Raw genomic sequence first — 13860 nt, 5'->3', positions numbered from 1 at the left:
GACAGCGGTCCGCGGAGTGCGCTGTCCTGCGCAACGAGTTGCGTCGTATGCCATTTCTGTGGCCTGGACCACTTGCGCGTTTGTACCCGGAGAACCCGGGCAGGCGCGGCCTCGGAGTGAGGCCGGTTGCGCGTTCAACCGTCCGGTCGTCGCTCCCTTCATCTGCCGTCGAGACAAGAGGTACCTGTGTCAGCCAGGCTTGAGGCCGAACATCTCCACAAGGTGTTCGGCAGACGACCGCAAGAATCTGTCGAGCGGCTCCGGCAAGGGGCCGACCGGGAGGAGCTGCGGGCCGACGGCATCACCGCCGCCGTGATCGACGCCTCCTTCACCGTGGAGCCGGGCCAGATCTTCGTCGTCATGGGCCTGTCCGGATCCGGCAAGTCCACCCTGCTGCGCATGCTCAACGGGCTGCTGGAGCCGACCGCGGGCCACGTCCGCTTCGACGGCCAGGACCTGACCGCGCTGAGCGACCGCGAGCTGCGCCAGGTCCGCGCGAAGAAGATCAGCATGGTCTTCCAGCACTTCGCGCTCTTCCCGCACCGCAGCGTGCTGGAGAACGCCGCCTACGGCCTGGCCGTGCAGGGCGTGCCCCGCGCCGAGCGCGAGAAGCGCGCCGGCGAGGCGCTGGCCCTGTGCGGACTGGCCGGGTGGGAGAAGTCCTGGCCCGACGAGCTGTCCGGCGGTATGCAGCAGCGCGTGGGCCTGGCCCGCGCCCTCGCCACCGACGCCGACCTGCTCCTCATGGACGAGTCCTTCAGCGCGCTCGACCCGCTGATCCGCCGCGACATGCAGGACCAGCTGCTCGAACTGCAGCGCACCCTGAAGAAGACGATCGTCTTCATCACCCACGACCTGAACGAGGCCATGCGCCTCGGCGACCGCATCGCGGTCATGCGCGACGGCCGAATCGTCCAGACCGGTTCGGCGGAGGACATCCTCCTGCGCCCGGCGAACGACTACGTCGCCTCCTTCATCCAGGACGTCGACCGCTCCCGCGTGCTGACCGCGAGCGCGCTCATGGACACCTCGGTCACCGCCGGCGCCCCCCTCTGCGCCTGCGAGACCGCCACCCGGGACACGACCTTCGCGGAGCTGTGCGCGATCAGTGCCCGGCTGTCGCACCGTGTCTCGGTCGTGGACGAGGACAACAAGGTCATCGGCGTCGTGCCGCGGCAGCGGCTGGTCGGCTTCCTCGGCGACGAGAGCGCAGAACCCGCGCCCTGCGACAGCCCGGAGGGCAAGGTGATCGCCCATGCCTAGGCTGCGTCTCGGCGACTGGGTCGACTCCGGTGTGGACTGGCTCGTCGCCCACATGGGCTGGCTCTTCGACGCGATCAAAGCGGTCGTGGAGGGCATGTACGACGGCGTCAACGCCGTCCTGACCGCCCCCGAGCCCCTGCTCCTCGCGGGCATCCTCGCCGTGCTGGCCTGGTGGCTGCGCGGCCTGGTCGCGGGCGTCCTCGGCTTCGCCGGTTTCGCGCTGGTCGACTCGCTCGACCTGTGGGACCGGGCCATGTCGACGCTGGCCCTGGTGCTGGTGGCGACGGTCATCGCGCTGGTGATCTCGATCCCGCTGGGCATCTGGGCGGCCCGCTCCAAGGCGGTCAGCGCGGCCGTACGGCCCGTCCTGGACCTGCTCCAGACGATGCCCTCGATGGTGCTGCTGATCCCGGCCATCCTCTTCTTCGGCCTGGGCACCGCCGCCGGTGTCATCGCCACCCTGATCTTCGCGCTCGCCCCCGGTGTGCGCATGACCGAGCTGGGCATCCGGCAGGTCGACGCGGAACTGGTCGAGGCCGCCGAGGCCTTCGGCACCACACCCCGCGACACCCTGCTGCGGGTCCAGCTGCCGCTCGCCCTGCCGACGATCATGGCGGGCATCAACCAGGTCATCATGCTGAGCCTGTCGATGGTCGTCATCGCCGGCATGGTCGGCACCGGCGGCCTCGGCGGCGCGGTCAACGAGGCCATCGGGCAGCTCGACATCGGCTTCGGCTTCGAGGCGGGCGTCGGCATCGTCGTCCTCGCCATCTACCTGGACCGCATCACCGGCGCGCTCGGCGCGCAGATCTCCCCGCTCGGCCGCCGCACCGCCGCCAAGGCCCGCGCCGCGGGCGGCACCAAGGTCTGGAACCACCGCCCCCGCCCGGTCGTCGCCGTCGCCGGAGTGGCCGTCCTGGCCCTGGTCGCGGGCGGCCTGGGCGTCTTCGGCCCCACCGCCGGCACCGCCGAGGCCTCCGCCACGAACGTCGGCAAGGGCAAGGAGATCAAGCTCGGCTACATCCCGTGGGACGAGGGCATCGCCTCGACGTACCTGTGGAAGGAGCTCCTGGAGCAGCGCGGCTTCAAGGTCACCACCACCCAGTACGCCGCGGGCCCCCTGTACACCGGCGTCGCCACCGGCCAGCTCGACTTCCAGACGGACGCCTGGCTGCCCACCACCCACGCCGAGTACTGGAAGAAGTACGGGAACCGGCTCGAGGACCTCGGCTCCTGGTACGGCCCCACCTCGCTGGAGCTCAGCGTCCCGTCGTACGTGAAGGGCGTCGACTCCCTGGAGGACCTCAAGGGCAACGCCGCCAAGTTCAAGGGCAGGATCATCGGCATCGAGCCGAGCGCCGGAATGATGGGCATGCTCAAGGACAAGGTCCTCAAGGAGTACGGCCTTCAGGGCGAGTACGACGTCGTGGACGGCTCGACGCCCGCGATGCTCGCCGAGCTCAAGCGCGCGTACGCCAAGAAGGAGCCCGTCGTCGTCACGCTCTGGTCGCCGCACTGGGCGTACAGCGACTACGACCTGAACAAGCTCAAGGACCCCAAGGGCGCCTGGGGCAAGGGCGACGGTGTGCACACCCTCGCGCGCAAGGGCTTCGCCGCGGACAACCCCGAGGTCGGCAAGTGGCTGAAGGACTTCTCCATGACCGAGCGGCAGCTCACCGGCCTGGAGTCGCAGATCACGAAGGCGGGCAAGGGCAAGGAGCAGGACGCCGTCCGCACCTGGCTGAAGCAGAACCCGGGCCTGCTGGACCAGTGGGCCCCGGTCGCCGGATCGGAGCACAAGAGCCAGGCGGCCGGGTGACCTGACGGGCCCGGACCGCCGCCCGAGGGGTGGGTCACGCCGTACGTATTCCCCTCACGTACGGCTGGCCCACCCCTCGCGGCATGTCCGCATAGTCCTACGGCATGCCTACGAGAAGGATCCGGCCAACCACGCAGCGCTACCCCACCACCTGAACTGGGCCGCGCCAACTCCCCGCGGCCGGCCTCGACTTAACGCTCCGGCACGGAGCCCGGGACGACGCCGTGACCAGGCGGTCCCACCGCAGGGGGAGAGGGAACACCGACGGACCCCGGAGCATTGAACGCGACACCGGTTCTCTTGTGCTGAGCGGGAGTCAGGGGTGGCATGGGGGTACACGGCGCAGTGGGGGTGCCGATCCGCTGGCGCGAACCGATGGGTCGTACTCCCCCCGACGTGTCGTCGATGTGACGGGCGCATGAAACGGTTTGCCGAACATGCGTAGGGTGCAAGGAACTCAACAGAAGGTGTGCGCCGGGCAGCGGGCGCGAGGACAGTGGACCGACGAGCGAAGGAGGGAGCCGGAGCGATGGGCGACCACAAAGAACAGACCCTTCGGGTGGGCGCGGCCGTGCGGCGGCGACGCCGCGCACTGGACCTCACCCTCGCCGTCGTGGCCGAGCGCAGCGGCCTGTCCGTGCCCTTCCTGAGCCAGGTCGAGAACGACCGGGCACGCCCCAGCAGAAGCTCCCTCGAGAAGGTCGCCGACGCATTGCGTACGACCGCCGTCGAGCTTCTCGCCGCCGCCGACCCGGCGTGCAGCGTCGACGTCGTCCGGGCCGACGCCACCGAACTCGCGCCGGAACCACGGGTGCGGTCGCTGGTGCGCGGTCACCATCAGATGCACGCCTCGGAGTTCACCGGGGACCATGAGGCGGGCCGCGAATTCCAGTACCGCAACGACCAGTTGATGTACGTCGCCGACGGCGCCGTGGAGATCGAGGCGGAGGGCCGCGCCTATCGCCTGGGCCGCGGCGACACCCTGTACCTCACCGGCGGGGTGCGCCACCGCTGGCGGGCGACCGTGCCGGACACGCGTGTGGTCGTCGTCGCGGTGGCGGAGCACATCGAGGCGGTCCGGGACCGGCCGGGGCGCTGATGCGCGTCGTCTCCCTGGTGCCGTCCCTGACGGAGGCCGTGGCCGTGTCGGCCCCAGGCGTCCTCGTCGGCGCCACGGACTGGTGCGGCCATCCCGCCGGCCTGGACGTCACCCGCGTGGGCGGCACCAAGAACCCCAAGGCCGACCGCGTCATCGACCTCGCCCCCGACCTGGTGATCGCCAACGAGGAGGAGAACCGCGAGCCCGACCTCGCCGCCCTCCGCGCGGCCGGCGTCGAGGTCCTGGTGACCGAGGTGCGGGACGTGCCGCAGGCCTTGCGGGAGCTGGCCCGCGTGCTGGCCGCCTGCGGGGTGACGGCACGTCCGCGGTGGCTGGACGAGGCGGAGCAGGCGTGGTCGTCCCTGCCGCCCCCGCAGCGCCGTACGACGGCGGTGGTCCCGATCTGGCGGCGGCCCTGGATGGTGCTGGGCCGCGACACCTTCGCCGGCGACGTCCTGGCCCGCCTCGGCGTGGACCACCTGTACGCCACGCACGAGGACCGCTACCCGCGCGTCCCCCTGGACGACCTGCGGGCGGCGGCCCCGGACGTCGTCGTCCTCCCGGACGAGCCCTACCGCTTCACTGCCGACGACGGCCCGGAGGCCTTCCCCGGACTGCCCTGCGCGCTGGTCAGCGGACGGCACCTGACGTGGTACGGCCCGTCGCTGGCAGAGGCACCGCGCGTGCTGGCCGAGGCGCTGCGAGCAGCGCACCGCTGAGCAGACCGCGTGCGGTGCACACGGCGGCGACGGCCCAGGCGCCGACGAGCACGACGTACAACCCGACGGCGAGCCCGTCGTAGACCACCAGCCCGGTGTGCCGGCCCAGTGCGGCGGCGCCGGTGACGCACGTGCCCACCGGGAAGGTGAACGCCCACCAGGTCATCGCGAACCCCATGCCGTGCCGCCGGGCGCGCAGGACATGGGCGGTGGCGAGCCCGGACCACAGGAGGGCGAAGCCCATGACGGGCACGCCGTAGAGGACGGCGAGCACGCCGAAGCCCCCGCTGTAGGGGCCCGGGACGACGCCCGGCGCGACGTCCGCGAAGCTGCCGACGGCGGTGGTGGACTGCCCGAGCGGCCCCAGCACCAGGAACAGGGTCGGCGTGAGAGCGAGGGGCAGCGGGCCGCCGGTGATCAGCCGGGCGAAGACCAGCGGCAGCATGAGCAGGGTGGCGAGCAGACTGAGCCCGAACAGCGCGAAGCAGGCGAGCAGCATCGTCTCCCGGGCCTGCCCCGGCGGCAGATGCGGCACCAGCAGCGGCCCGAGCGCGGCCGACACCATCGGCGCCACGAGCGGCAACAGCCATACGGGCGTGGCCTGCGACGGCTCGATCCGATGGCGTACGGCCATGAGGTACGGGACGGCGACGGCGGCCGCCAGCCCGACGACCGTACCGGCGCCGAACAGCACCGCGTCGAGCGCGACCGCCGCCCCGGTCCCGATCCAGTCCCGGCCGACGGTGACGGCACCGCCCCCGACGGCGAGCAGGGCCATCGCCAGGCAGCCGTAGAAGGGCGCCGTGGCCGGGTCGAGGAGGTGGGCGCGGGCCTGGTCGCGGTGGTGGGTCCAGTGCAGGGCGCGGGCGGCGAGCAGGGTGACGAGCAGGACGAGGGAGAGCGCCCAGACGGCTGCGCAGGTCGTGCGCAGGCCGGGGAGCTGAAGCGGCAGCGCGGCTCCGGCGGTGGCGACGGCGGCGGTGCCCATGACGGAGGCGTACCAGTTGGGTCCGAGGTGACGGACGGCGGTGACCATGCGCTCAGCGTTGCTCCGGTCTTCGTCTCCCACCAGGGAGTTTGCCTCTATGGGCACATAAACTGGCCTTATGACAGAGGCGGCGGAGGGGCGGTTTCGCGCGGGATCCCTGGCGCATCGCGTTCCGGATCTCGGCGCGTTGGAGCTGTTGCTGGCGGTGGCGCGGCTCGGCAGTCTCGGCGGGGCGGGCCGTGAGCTGGGGATCACCCAGCCGGCGGCGAGCAGCCGGATCCGGTCGATGGAACGCCAGCTCGGCGTGGCGCTGGTCGACCGGTCACCGCGAGGCTCCCGGCTCACGGACGCCGGGGCGCTGGTGACGGACTGGGCGCGGCGCGTGGTGGAGGCGGCGGAGGCCTTCGACGTCGGGGCGCAGGCGTTGCGGGACCGGCGGGACTCGCGGCTGCGGGTGGCGGCGAGCATGACGATCGCGGAGTACCTGCTGCCGGGCTGGCTGCTCGCGCTGCGCGCCCAGCGGCCGGACACGGCGGTGTCGCTGCTCGCCGGGAACTCGGCGGCCGTGGCGGAGCGGTTGCTCGCGGACGAGGCGGACCTGGGGTTCGTGGAGGGGCTGTCGGTCCCGACGGGGTTGGACTCGGTCGTCATCGCCCACGACAGCCTGATCGTGGTGACGGCGCCAGGGCATGTCTGGTCGCGTCGGCGGCGGGCGCTGGAGGCGTCGGAGCTGGCGGCGACGCCGTTGATCCTCCGGGAGAAGGGGTCGGGTACGCGTCAGGTCCTCGACGCGGCGCTGGGCGGGCTGGCCCGGCCGCTGATCGAGCTGTCCTCGACGACGGCGGTGAAGGCGGCCGCGGTGAGTGGGGCGGGGCCGGCGGTGCTGAGCGAGTTGGCCGTGGGGGAGGAGCTGTCGATGCGGCGGCTGGTTCGCATCCCGCTGGCCGACGTCTCCCTGGCCCGCGACCTCCGGGCGGTGTGGCCGATGGGCCACCGGCCGGTGGGGCCGGCGCGGGACCTGCTGTCGCTGACGCGGGGGTAGTTTTCGCCCCCGCCGCCCCTACCCTTCCCGTCCTTCTGGGGCTCCGCCCCAGACCCCGCTCCTCAAACGCCGGAGGGGCTGGTTTTTCAGCCCGTCCGGCGTTTGAGGACGAGGCCCGTTCAGGGCCGAAGCGGGGGTCTGGGGGCGGCAGCCCCCAGGGACGGGAAGGGTAGGGGCGGCGGGGGCGAGATACCCCGTCAGCCGCCGGCGGCAGCCCGCACCAACCCCCGCATCACCCGCACGTCCTCCCCCATCTCCGGATGCCACTGCACCCCCAACACCCACCCCCCGGCCGACGTCAGTTCCACCGCCTCCACCGTCCCGTCCGCCGCGTACGCCGACGCGACGAGACCCTCGCCGAGGCGGTCCACGGCCTGGTGGTGATACGTCGGCACGGAGGTCTCCTCCGGCACGACACCGGCGTACAGACTCCCCGGCACCGGCTTCACGGTGTGGCTGCCGAAGACGCCCACGACCTCCGCGTGCCCGTCGATGTGCTGGACGAGCGTGCCGCCGAGGGCGACGTTCAGCAGCTGCATGCCCCGGCAGATGCCGAGCAGGGGCAGCCCCGCTGCCAGCGCCGCGTCGATCAGCGCCAGCTCCCACGCGTCCCGCTCCCGCGTCGGTGGCCCGGTCCGCGGCTCGCGCTCGGCGCCGTAGCGGACCGGCTCCACGTCGGGCCCGCCCGCGATGACCAGCCCGTCCAGCCGGGCCACGGCAGCCGCGGCGAGAGAAGGGTCGTCCGGCGGGAGCATCGCGGCCAGGCCGCCCGCCCGCTGCACGAGCCGCGGATAGCCGACTGGCAGCAGTGCCGCGTCCAGCTCCCACACCCCCCAGCGCGCACCGGACTCCAGATAGGTGGTGACCCCGATCAGCGGCCTGGCCACTTCAACTCCCTCACACTCACAGTCGAACGTTCAGTCCCGTGCCAACTCTGCCTCGGCCGCAGCCAGCGCCGCGAACTCCTCCTCGGGCGCCTTCGCCACCAGGTGCTTCCGGCTGTAGAGGCCGAAGTAGGCGATGGCCACCACGTACACCACCAGCGCGATCACCGCCGCCGTCACGTCCACCAGGAACGTCGCCACCAGCGCCGCGCAGGCCAGCACCAGGGCGACCGAGGAGGTCACCACGCCTCCCGGCGTACGGTACGGCCGCGGCAGTTCGGGCTCGCGGCGGCGCAGCACGATGTGGGACAGGGACATCAGCGCGTAGGAGATGGTGGCGCCGAAGACCGCGATGTTCAGCATCCGGGCCCCGTCGCCCGTCAGCGCCGCCAGCAGGAAGCCGATCGTGCCCGGCACCAGCAGGCCCAGGTAGGGCGCCTTGCGGCTGCTGGTGAGGGACAGGAAGCGGGGGAGGTAGCCCGCGCGGGAGAGGGCGAAGAGCTGGCGCGAGCCCGCGTAGATGAGGGAGAAGAACGACGCCACCAGGCCCGCCAGGCCCGCGTAGTTCACGATCCGGCTCAGGGTCGTCGCCTCGCCGTCCGGCTGAAGCGCCTCGACCAGCGGGTTGCCCGCCTCCTGGATCGCCGCCGATCCACGTGCGCCGGCCGCCGCGAAGAAGGTGACCACGGCCAGCACCACCAGGATGGCCATCGACCAGCGGATCGCCTTCGGCAGCGTACGGGCCGGCTCCCTGGTCTCCTCGGCGGCCAGCGGCACGCCCTCGACGCCCAGGAAGAACCACATGCCGAACGGGAACGCCGCCCAGATGCCGAGCAGGCCGAAGGGCAGCCAGGAGTTCGACCCGGCCGCCGAGGTGTCGACCGGGATGTCGTCCAGCGACCCGAGGGAGAAGTCCGGCAGCGCCGCGAGCGCGAACACGACCAGGGCGACCACCGCGATCCCGGTGACGACGAAGCTGAAGCGCAGCGCCTCGCCCACGCCCCAGAGGTGGATGCCGAGGAAGATCGCGAAGCAGACCAGGTACACCGGCCAGCCGGACTCCAGGCCGAACAGGCCCAGCGACTCGACGTAGTCGCCGATGAAGATCACGATGGCGGCGGGGGCGAGGACGTACTCGATGAGGATCGCCGTACCGGTCAGGAAGCCGCCCCAGGGGCCCAGCGCCCGGCGGGCGAAGCCGTAGCCGCCGCCGGCCGTCGGCAGGATCGAGGACAGTTCGGCGAGCGCGAAGACCATGCACGCGTACATCGCGCCCATGAGCACCATGGCGATCGCCAGGCCGCCGAAGCCGCCCTCGGCCAGGCCGAAGTTCCAGCCCGAGTAGTCGCCGGAGACGACGTACGCGACGCCGAGACCGGTCAGCAGCACCCAGCCGGCGCTGCCGCGGCGCAGGGTTCTGCGCTCCAGATAGTCGTCCGCCTCCGGGGCGGGTGTGCTTGTGGATTCCTGGGACATGGGCCAACTCCCCACATGCGGTGGACGCCGGGCATTTCCGGGCGCGGTGGGGTCGACCGAGCTCCGGCTCAATGGAATGGATCCATACCTTTGCGGTCGTCGGCGTGAGAAGGCAATACCCCTGCGTTAATCGCCCGTAAATCCTTGGCTCGCCCGCAGGCGGCACGGCTCAGCCCAGGAAGCCCCGCAGCAGTGCCGCCGTACCCCCGCAGTGCTCGCGCATGATCTCCCGCGCGCACTCGGCGTTGCCCTCGATCACGGCCTCCACCAGGGCGGCGTGCTGGCGCTGGGAGTGCTCCAGGTTGCGGACGAGGAGCGGGATGCAGTCGAGGAGGTCGTTGACCGTGGCGCGTACCGCCGCGTACTGGGCCGTGAGCGTGGGGGAGCCGGACAGTTCGGCGAGCGTCAGGTGCAGCAGGGTGTCCAGGCGGCGGTACTCGGCGAGCGGGGCGTCGTGCGTGCGCACCAGGGCCTCGCGGAGCCGGTCGGCCTGCTCCTCGTCCAGCCCGTGCGCCGCGCACAGCCCGGCCGCGCCCACCTCCAGCACCTCGCGGAAGCGCAGTGTGTCCTCGACGTCGACGTCCTTCAGGCGGCGGCGCAACTCCTCCTCGCCGGGCGTCTCGGGGCGCGGCAGGACGAACGTTCCGCCGTAGCGCCCGCGCCGCGACTCGACCAGGCCCTGGTCCTGCAGGACCTTCAGCACCTCGCGCAGTGTCACCCGGCTGATCCCCAGCCGGTCGGCCAGCTCCCGCTCCGCCGGCAGCCGCTCGCCGCCCGGCACCAGACCGAGCCGGACGACCTGCAGGATCTGCTCCAGAGCCTCCTCGAAGCCGTTGCCGGCCCGCACCGGCCGCAGCACCGACGTCAGCCGGTCGTCGTCGGCCCCGGGCGCCCCGAGCTCCGTGTCCGCCTGCGACATGTGGCCCGACCCCCTTCCCAATCAATGGTCCTGCGCAATACCTTATGGCTCCCGGCTGACCGAAGTAAGCCGAATGGAGGCTCTCCCGTGGCAGACCGCACACCCCCGCTGAGCGTCGAGGAGCTGCACGCCCTCGTCGCAGGCGGTGAGATCGACACTGTCGTCCTGGCCTTCCCCGATATGCAAGGGCGGCTCCAGGGCAAGCGGTTCGCCGCCCGCTTCTTCCTCGACGAGGTCCTGCACCACGGCACCGAGGGCTGCAACTATCTCCTCGCCGTCGACACCGAGATGAACACCGTCGACGGCTACGCCATGTCCTCCTGGGAGCGCGGCTACGGCGACTTCGCCATGCACCCGGACCTGGCCACGCTCCGCCGCGTGCCCTGGAACGCGGGTACCGCGATGCTGATCGCCGACCTCGCCTGGAACGACGGCTCCCCGGTGGTGGCCGCCCCGCGCCAGATCCTGCGCCGCCAGCTGGAGCGCCTCGCCGAACTCGGGTACACGGCGAACGTCGGCACCGAGCTGGAGTTCATCGTCTTCAAGGACACCTACGAGCAGGCCTGGGATGCCAACTACCGGGGGCTGACGCCGGCGAACCAGTACAACATCGACTACTCGGTGCTCGGCACCGGGCGCATCGAGCCCCTGCTGCGCCGAATCCGCAACGAGATGGCGGGCGCCGGCCTCACCGTCGAGTCCGCCAAGGGCGAGTGCAACCCCGGCCAGCACGAGATCGCCTTCAAGTACGACGACGCCCTGGTCACCTGCGACCAGCACGCCGTCTACAAGACCGGCACCAAGGAGATCGCCGCCCAGGAGGGCGTCTCGATCACCTTCATGGCCAAGTACAACGAGCGCGAGGGCAACTCCTGCCATATCCACCTCTCGCTCGCGGACGCCGCCGGCAACAACGTCATGGCGGGCTCCGCCGAGGACCCCGGCGGCATGTCCGAGGTCATGCGGCACTTCCTCGCCGGACAGCTCGCCGCCCTGCGTGACTTCTCCCTCCTCTACGCCCCCAACATCAACTCCTACAAGCGGTTCCAGCCGGGCTCCTTCGCCCCGACCGCCGTCGCCTGGGGCCACGACAACCGCACCTGTGCCCTGCGCGTCGTCGGCCACGGCCGCTCGATGCGCTTCGAGAACCGGCTCCCCGGCGGCGACGTCAACCCGCACCTCGCCGTGGCCGGACTGGTCGCGGCCGGCCTGTACGGCATCGAGCACAAGCTGGAGCTGCCCGAGCCCTGCCCCGGCAACGCCTACGCCGCCGACTTCGCGCACGTCCCCACGACGCTGCGCGAGGCCGCTGAGCTGTGGGAGAACAGCCCGATCGCCAAGGCCGCCTTCGGCGACGAGGTGGTCGCCCACTACCGCAACATGGCGCGCGTCGAGCTGGACGCCTTCGACGCCGCGGTGACCGACTGGGAGCTGCGCCGCTCCTTCGAACGCATGTGAGGCCCTTCTTGTCTTCCGAGTCTTCCGAGCACGTACTGGAAGTACTGAACCCCGCCACCGAGGAGGTCGTCGCCACCGTCCAGGCCGCCACCGCGGCCGACGTGGACGCCGCCGTCGTGCGCGGCGCGTTGGCACAGTCCGGGTGGGCGGCCCTCGCCCCGGGCGAACGCGCCCGGCTGCTGCGCCGGTTCGCGGTCAAGGTCGACGAACACCTCGAGGAACTCGCCCGGTTGGAGGTCCGCGAGGCCGGGCACACCGTCGGCAACGCCCGCTGGGAGGCGGGCAACGTCCGCGATCTGCTCGACTACGCGGCCGGGGGAGTGGAGCGGCTGACCGGACGTCAGATCCCGGTCGCCGGCGGCCTGAACGTGACGATCCTCGAACCGCTCGGTGTCGTCGGCGTCATCGCTCCCTGGAACTTCCCGATGCCGATCGCGGCCTGGGGCACGGCCCCGGCGCTCGCGGCCGGCAACGCGGTCATCCTCAAGCCCGCCGAGACGACCCCGCTGACGGCATTGCGCCTGGCGGAGCTCGCCCTGGAGGCGGGCCTCCCGGAGGGGCTGTTCCAGGTCCTGCCCGGTCACGGTCCCGTCGCGGGCAACGCCCTCGTCGAGCACCCGGGCGTCGCGAAGATCGTCTTCACCGGGTCCACGGGCGTGGGCAAACAAGTGCTGGCGAAGGGCTCGGCGCTCCTCAAGCGCGTCACCCTCGAACTCGGCGGCAAGAGCCCCAACATCGTCTTCGCCGACGCCGACCTCGAAGCCGCCGCGGCCGCCGCGCCCATGTCCTTCCTCGACAACTCCGGCCAGGACTGCTGCGCCCGCACCCGCATCCTCGTCCAGCGCTCCGCCTACGACCGCTTCCTGGAGCTGTTGAGCCCCGCCATCGAGGCGGTGACGGTCGGCGACCCGGCCGACGAGAAGACCGACATGGGCCCGCTGATCTCCAAGGTCCAGCTGGAGCGCGTGCGTTCGTACGTCGGCGACGACCTGGAAGGCATCCGCGGCAAGGCCCCCGAGGGCCCCGGCTTCTGGTTCCCGCCCACCGTCCTCACCGGCGTCGACCCCCGCGCGCGCGTAGCCGTCGAGGAGGTCTTCGGCCCCGTCGCCGTCGTCCTCCCCTTCGAGGACGAGGCGGAGGCGGTCCGGCTGGCCAACGCCACCGACTACGGCCTCTCCGGCTCCATCTGGACCCGCGACGTCGGCCGCGCCCTGCGCGTCTCCCAGGCGGTCCGGGCCGGCAACCTGTCCGTCAACTCCCACTCCAGCGTCCGCTACTGGACCCCCTTCGGCGGCTTCAAGCAGTCCGGCATCGGCCGCGAACTGGGCCCGGACGCCCTGACCGCCTTCACCGAAACAAAGAACGTCTTCATCAGCACGGAAGGCCCCGCACAGTGACCGAAGAGAATGTCTGCCGACGCCTGGTCGGCCGTACCGCCGTCATCACCGGCGCCGGCAGCGGCATCGGCCTCGCCACCGCCCGCCGCCTCGCCTCCGAGGGCGCCCACATCGTCTGCGGCGACGTCGACGAGCAGCGCGGCAAGGCGGCCGCCGAGGAGGTCGGCGGGATCTTCGTGAAGGTCGACGTCACCGACCCCGAGCAGGTCGAGGCGCTGTTCAAGACGGCGTACGACACCTACGGCAGCGTCGACATCGCCTTCAACAACGCCGGTATCTCGCCGCCCGACGACGACTCCATCCTGGAGACCGGCCTGGAGGCCTGGAAGCGCGTCCAGGAGGTCAACCTCACCTCCGTCTACCTGTGCTGCAAGGCCGCCATCCCCTACATGCGGCAGCAGGGCAGGGGCTCCATCATCAACACGGCGTCCTTCGTGGCCCGGATGGGCGCGGCGACCTCGCAGATCTCGTACACGGCCTCCAAGGGCGGCGTGCTGGCCATGTCCCGCGAGCTGGGCGTGCAGTTCGCCCGCGACGGCATCCGGGTCAACGCCCTGTGCCCGGGACCGGTCAACACCCCGCTCCTGCAGGAGCTGTTCGCCAAGGACCCGGAGCGGGCCGCACGCCGCCTGGTGCACATCCCGGTGGGCCGTTTCGCCGAGGCCGAGGAGATCGCCGCCGCCGTCGCCTTCCTGGCCAGCGACGACTCCTCCTTCGTCAACGCCACCGACTTCCTGGTGGACGGCGGGATCTCGGGGGCGTACGTCACGCCGCTGTAGCCCGGCGCCGGGGAAGT

Annotated in this window: 12 protein-coding genes; 8 read left to right on the top strand and 4 right to left on the bottom strand. The window is 71.8% G+C overall.

Annotation, left to right across the window (positions count from 1 at the left end; all coding sequences use genetic code 11):
• Positions 1 to 186 precede the first annotated feature (186 nt).
• The 4 genes from EJ357_RS08980 to EJ357_RS08965 all read left to right on the top strand — a co-directional run bounded on the left by EJ357_RS08980 (position 187) and on the right by EJ357_RS08965 (position 4900).
• Positions 187 to 1263 carry a quaternary amine ABC transporter ATP-binding protein gene (locus tag EJ357_RS08980; RefSeq protein WP_126390359.1) on the top strand — a complete coding sequence of 359 codons (1077 nt, stop codon included), beginning with the start codon at positions 187 to 189 and terminating at the stop codon, positions 1261 to 1263.
• Positions 1256 to 3082: an ABC transporter permease/substrate binding protein gene (locus EJ357_RS08975; protein ID WP_126390357.1), complete on the top strand. Its 1827-nt coding sequence runs from the start codon at positions 1256 to 1258 to the stop codon at positions 3080 to 3082. Before EJ357_RS08980 ends, EJ357_RS08975 begins: the two co-directional genes overlap by 8 nt.
• A 529-nt stretch (positions 3083 to 3611) precedes the next feature.
• Positions 3612 to 4181 (top strand): helix-turn-helix domain-containing protein, encoded by a 570-nt coding sequence (locus EJ357_RS08970; protein WP_126390355.1) that lies wholly within the window; start codon positions 3612 to 3614, stop codon positions 4179 to 4181.
• On the top strand, positions 4181 to 4900 hold the full coding sequence (locus tag EJ357_RS08965) for a helical backbone metal receptor (RefSeq protein ID WP_126390353.1): 720 nt from the start codon (positions 4181 to 4183) through the stop codon (positions 4898 to 4900). The genes EJ357_RS08970 and EJ357_RS08965 overlap by 1 nt, the downstream gene beginning before the upstream one ends.
• Here the strand turns inward: EJ357_RS08965 and EJ357_RS08960 are convergent.
• Positions 4812 to 5936 carry a TDT family transporter gene (locus tag EJ357_RS08960; protein ID WP_126390351.1) on the bottom strand — a complete coding sequence of 375 codons (1125 nt, stop codon included), beginning with the start codon at positions 5934 to 5936 and terminating at the stop codon, positions 4812 to 4814. The genes EJ357_RS08965 and EJ357_RS08960 overlap by 89 nt on opposite strands.
• Before the next feature lie 70 nt (positions 5937 to 6006).
• Between EJ357_RS08960 and EJ357_RS08955 the strand changes: the two genes are divergently transcribed.
• A complete protein-coding gene (locus EJ357_RS08955) occupies positions 6007 to 6930 on the top strand; it encodes a LysR family transcriptional regulator (protein ID WP_126390349.1) in 924 nt (307 codons plus the stop codon).
• 197 nt (positions 6931 to 7127) lie between these two features.
• Here the strand turns inward: EJ357_RS08955 and EJ357_RS08945 are convergent, their stop codons facing one another.
• The 3 genes from EJ357_RS08945 to EJ357_RS08935 all read right to left on the bottom strand — a co-directional run bounded on the left by EJ357_RS08945 (position 7128) and on the right by EJ357_RS08935 (position 10209).
• A complete protein-coding gene (locus tag EJ357_RS08945; protein WP_175647806.1) occupies positions 7128 to 7805 on the bottom strand; it encodes a gamma-glutamyl-gamma-aminobutyrate hydrolase family protein in 678 nt (225 codons plus the stop codon).
• 42 nt (positions 7806 to 7847) lie between these two features.
• Entirely contained in the window at positions 7848 to 9290 is a 1443-nt protein-coding gene (gene eat, locus EJ357_RS08940) for an ethanolamine permease (protein WP_126390345.1), read from the bottom strand.
• Between the two features lie 169 nt (positions 9291 to 9459).
• Complete coding sequence (locus EJ357_RS08935) at positions 9460 to 10209, bottom strand: FadR/GntR family transcriptional regulator (RefSeq protein WP_126390343.1); 750 nt, start codon at positions 10207 to 10209, stop codon at positions 9460 to 9462.
• Positions 10210 to 10296: 87 nt separating this feature from the next.
• On the opposite strand from EJ357_RS08935, the gene EJ357_RS08930 reads away from it, so the two are divergent.
• The 3 genes from EJ357_RS08930 to EJ357_RS08920 are packed head-to-tail and all read left to right on the top strand — an operon-like array spanning position 10297 to position 13843.
• Entirely contained in the window at positions 10297 to 11667 is a 1371-nt protein-coding gene (locus EJ357_RS08930; protein ID WP_126390341.1) for a glutamine synthetase family protein, read from the top strand.
• A gap of 8 nt (positions 11668 to 11675) precedes the next feature.
• A complete protein-coding gene (locus EJ357_RS08925; RefSeq protein WP_126390339.1) occupies positions 11676 to 13064 on the top strand; it encodes an aldehyde dehydrogenase family protein in 1389 nt (462 codons plus the stop codon).
• Positions 13061 to 13843, top strand: coding sequence for a 3-oxoacyl-ACP reductase (locus EJ357_RS08920; protein ID WP_126390337.1), 783 nt, complete (start codon positions 13061 to 13063; stop codon positions 13841 to 13843). Before EJ357_RS08925 ends, EJ357_RS08920 begins: the two co-directional genes overlap by 4 nt.
• The last annotated feature ends 17 nt before the right edge of the window (positions 13844 to 13860 follow it).

The sequence above is a fragment of the Streptomyces cyaneochromogenes genome (assembly GCF_003963535.1).
In the GTDB taxonomy this organism is placed as follows: domain Bacteria; phylum Actinomycetota; class Actinomycetes; order Streptomycetales; family Streptomycetaceae; genus Streptomyces; species Streptomyces shaanxiensis.
This window is presented reverse-complemented; position numbering and strand designations above follow the sequence as displayed.

Coding starts and splice junctions, on each gene's coding strand:
- EJ357_RS08955 (WP_126390349.1), top strand. CDS start 6,007: ATGACAGAGGCGGCGGAGGGGCGGTTTCGCGCGGGATCCCTGGCGCAT.
- EJ357_RS08970 (WP_126390355.1), top strand. CDS start 3,612: ATGGGCGACCACAAAGAACAGACCCTTCGGGTGGGCGCGGCCGTGCGG.
- EJ357_RS08960 (WP_126390351.1), bottom strand. CDS start 5,936: ATGGTCACCGCCGTCCGTCACCTCGGACCCAACTGGTACGCCTCCGTC.
- EJ357_RS08975 (WP_126390357.1), top strand. CDS start 1,256: ATGCCTAGGCTGCGTCTCGGCGACTGGGTCGACTCCGGTGTGGACTGG.
- EJ357_RS08935 (WP_126390343.1), bottom strand. CDS start 10,209: ATGTCGCAGGCGGACACGGAGCTCGGGGCGCCCGGGGCCGACGACGAC.
- EJ357_RS08965 (WP_126390353.1), top strand. CDS start 4,181: ATGCGCGTCGTCTCCCTGGTGCCGTCCCTGACGGAGGCCGTGGCCGTG.
- eat (WP_126390345.1), bottom strand. CDS start 9,290: ATGTCCCAGGAATCCACAAGCACACCCGCCCCGGAGGCGGACGACTAT.